This window comes from Bifidobacterium amazonense, from assembly GCF_018555435.2.
GTDB lineage: Bacteria > Actinomycetota > Actinomycetes > Actinomycetales > Bifidobacteriaceae > Bifidobacterium > Bifidobacterium amazonense.
The window spans coordinates 1-3637 of sequence record NZ_JAFEJT020000108.1; the positions used below are offsets into that span (position 1 = coordinate 1).

General features: G+C 60.2%; 3 protein-coding genes. 1 reads left to right on the plus strand and 2 read right to left on the minus strand.

Annotated elements, in window-relative coordinates; genetic code table 11:
* The first annotated feature begins 440 nt into the window (after nucleotides 1–440).
* Entirely contained in the window at nucleotides 441–1196 is a 756-nt protein-coding gene (locus JS533_RS13410; protein WP_241515306.1) for an SIR2 family NAD-dependent protein deacylase, read from the plus strand.
* Nucleotides 1197–1225: 29 nt separating this feature from the next.
* On the opposite strand, the gene JS533_RS13415 is transcribed toward JS533_RS13410, so the two are convergent.
* Both JS533_RS13415 and ilvA read right to left on the minus strand, forming a co-directional pair.
* Entirely contained in the window at nucleotides 1226–1669 is a 444-nt protein-coding gene (locus JS533_RS13415; RefSeq protein ID WP_241515308.1) for a hypothetical protein, read from the minus strand.
* 415 nt (nucleotides 1670–2084) lie between these two features.
* Nucleotides 2085–3350, minus strand: coding sequence for a threonine ammonia-lyase (gene ilvA, locus JS533_RS13420; protein WP_241515310.1), 1266 nt, complete (start codon nucleotides 3348–3350; stop codon nucleotides 2085–2087).
* Nucleotides 3351–3637 lie beyond the last annotated feature (287 nt).

Genomic DNA, 3637 nt, shown 5'->3' on the forward strand with positions numbered 1-3637 from the left:
TCCCAATTACCCACTCTCATGGAACCCAACCCCCACAAAGAAGACCAGGAAAGGAATGAACTGGCAATCAAAAAACGACTCTAAAAAGTAGTACAAACACGCTCTTGAGTTCTCAAACCACCACCACACCAGCGGGCCGAACCCCTCAAGGAGAAGAACCCCGCCGCGCTGAGCAGCAAGAGATAAACATACACGTGAATCACGATCCGCGCAAACCGCATCACAAAGAAACCCAAGAAACCGTTGAAAACAAACGGCTCCCTCGGCGTGTCGCAAACCGGCTTTTCATGCCTTCTGGCATCAGAATAGACCCCAGAATCGTCGTTTCGGCCACCCAATCCACCCACCGGACGGCGTGTCGCAACATTTCAACCGCCGGCCAGTCGTCGTTCACCATCAATACATGCATGTCGAAACGGCAACGGCGTATACCTGTGTATATGACGAAAAAGATCGCAGTACTAACCGGCGCGGGCATCTCCACGTCCGCAGGCATCCCCGACTTCCGCGGTCCGGACGGCGTCTGGACCAAGCATCCCGAACAAATGAGCGTCTACGACATCGACGCGTTCCTGACCAACAGGGAAGAACGTGAGTATTCGTGGCGCTGGCAGAAAGAATCCCCCGTGTGGAACGCACGGCCCGGCACCGCGCACAAGGCGCTCGTCAAACTGGAACAGGCCGGCCTGCTCACGCTGCTCGCCACGCAGAACTTCGACGCGCTGCACGAAAAGGCCGGCAACAGCGCGGATGTGATCGTGAACCTGCACGGCACGATCGGCACATCGCACTGCATGAAATGCCATGCGAAATACGACACCGCCGACATCATGGCCAAACTGGACGAGGAACCGGACCCGCACTGCCATCGCAAGCTCCCATACAACGGAAACATGCCGTGCAACGGGCTGATCAAAACCGACGTCGTGTACTTCGGCGAGCAGCTGCCGGACGGCGCGATGGAGAAGTCGATGAAGCGCGTGACCGAAGCCGACGAATTCTGGGTGATCGGCTCCACGCTCGAGGTCTTCCCGGCCGCGTCGCTCGTGCCGGTCGCGGCGCAGGCCGGCGTGCCGATCACGATCATGAACATGGGCCGCACGCAGTACGACCGGCTCGCCACGCGCCTCATCCGCGAGGACATCGCCGTCGCACTCCCGCAGCTCGTCGACGACATGATCGCCGCCGCACAGTAGGGGAGCCGCCTTACACGGAGACAATCGCCTCATCGGCAAGTTGCCGCAAGAGCTTCATGTCCGGCGGCTCCCATTCCACTACTTCGGTGTGCATCCAATATCTCTTGCGCCACCGATTCGCTCCCGACCACCATGGCGATAAGGCGAATGGCCTCCTCACCATCAATCGGCCGGCTAACATACGCTTCGGCGATTGCGGGATGCTGAGAGACATATCGTGAGTCAAGGTGCGGCAAATCCTGCCCTTGCGCGCGGAACAAAACAATGCTGATAACCATCTCCAGCGTTCGACGTTGTTCCCCTCCAATCATGTTGCGAACCAGGGCGCTGAGATAAGGCTTATCCGTCCGGAACTCAGCACACTGTGAAAAAGTGAACAGCAAATCCTTCATGTCGGACAGCTGGCTTGACAATGATTCGACAGTCTGTCGAAGTTCACTGATTTGCAGTTGATCATCAATACTTCGTGCCATACTCTACAGCTTAGAGGAAAAACGTAGAATGCCTTCAATTGCAGAGGCAATGACTTCATTGCATTACCGTATCCCACAACGCCGCTGAGGGCCTTGTGAAGTGGCCTGGTTTTTGTTCCGTCTCGACAGCAGATTGAGAATCTCGGTGGAACGATGAACAGTTCCATCGAAGACGGAGAATGGACACTTTACATCCGTATCCCTGTTGCATGCCAATAGCATACGCGCTCTATTCCCTAGCGAAGGGGCGGGATATCCCGTTCCCGACCGTAGGCTTGGCCGAACGGCCTTGCGTGTGTCGGTGAATGGGATATCCCGTCCCTTCGCGGACGTTGCAATCAGCGCGTCAATCGCAAACGCCGCGACTGCAATACCAATAGCAGCACTGCAATCAGCGGATGCGACGGAAGGCGCGTCAGTAGATACGCTTCGGCTGGAAGCCGGCCTTGCGCAGGGCCGCAAGGATGCGGTCGATGTGGTCCGGGCCGTTCGTCTCGACTGTGACGCCCAGCGACACGGCGTTCGTGTAGTGGCCGGACGCCTTGAACTGATCGTGGTCGAGCTGGATCACGTTGGCGCGCTCCTGTGCGAGCAGCGTGGCCACCTTGACGAGCTGGCCCGGGGTATCCGGCAGCTCCACCTCGAAGTTCATGATGCGGCCGCGCGCGATCATGCCCTTCTGGATCACCGCACCCATCGTCACCGTATCGATGTTGCCGCCCGACATGATCGGCACCACCACATGCGGCCCCTGCGCGGACGCGAACTTGCGCGAGCGCAGGTTCAGATGCTCGAGCGCGGCCAGCGACACCGCGCCGGCGGCCTCGACGACCAGCTTGTGCTTTTCGAGCATGAGCAGGATCATCTCGTTGATGTCGCGCTCGGTGACGGTGACCAGATCGTCGAGGAACTCGTTGAGCAGCGCGAACGGCAGGTCGCCCGGGTGCTTGACGGCCACGCCCTCGGCGGAGGTGACCACCTGGTCGGCCGGCGAGACGCGGCCCGCGGCGAACGAATCCTTCCACGCCGGCGAGCCTTCCGGAATCGCGCCGATCACGCGCACCTCCGGCTTGAACGTCTTGATCGCGAGCGCCACGCCGGCACCGAGGCCGCCGCCGCCGAGCGGCACGACCACGTCGGTGACGTCCGGCACGTCCTCGAGGATCTCCAGACCGATCGTGCCTTGGCCGCAGATGACCTCGTAGTCGTCGAACGGCGGCACGTAGATCATGCCCTGCGTTTCGGCCAGTTCGGCCGCGTGGGCGGCGGACTCGTCGAACACGTCGCCGTAGAGCACCACGTCGGCGCCGTACGCCTTGGTGGCGTCGACCTTGAGCGGCGGGGTGATGGTCGGCATGCAGATCGTGGCCTTCGCGCCACGTTCGCGGGCCGCGTAGGCGACGCCCTGCGCATGGTTGCCGGCGGATGCGGTGACGATGCCGCGGGCCAGTTCCTCGTCGGACAGAGAGGCGATCTTGTTGTACGCGCCGCGGATCTTGAACGAGCCGGTGACCTGCAGGTTCTCGGGCTTGAGGAGGATCTTGTGGCCAGTCATGTCGGACAGGACCGGGGAAGGGATGATTTCGGTGTGACGAGCGGTCCCCTTCAACCGTTCGGCGGCGAGCTTGAGTTCGGCCGCATGATCACGCTGCAGTGCTTTGAGGACGTCTTTTTGTTCCATGGGGGTTATTGTAGGCGCCGCTCTGGGCGAAGGGCGATGCGGATTCCATCCAGCGGAGTGTGGCTTCTGCATACCCGTCCGTGCATGGTTATGTGCAGTTTGACGATCAAGAGGCTGATTCGCTCCTTTGCGCAGGTCAGTTTGACGATCGAGAGGCTACTACATTGTCGGGTTTAATTGTTGGGGTATAGGTGGCGGAGTTTGGTTCTGGCGTCGGTGGTGGTGAAGTGCCAGTTGACCTGTCGTTGGGTGTGGTTGGTGGTTTGGGTCCATGCGGCGAGTTCCCG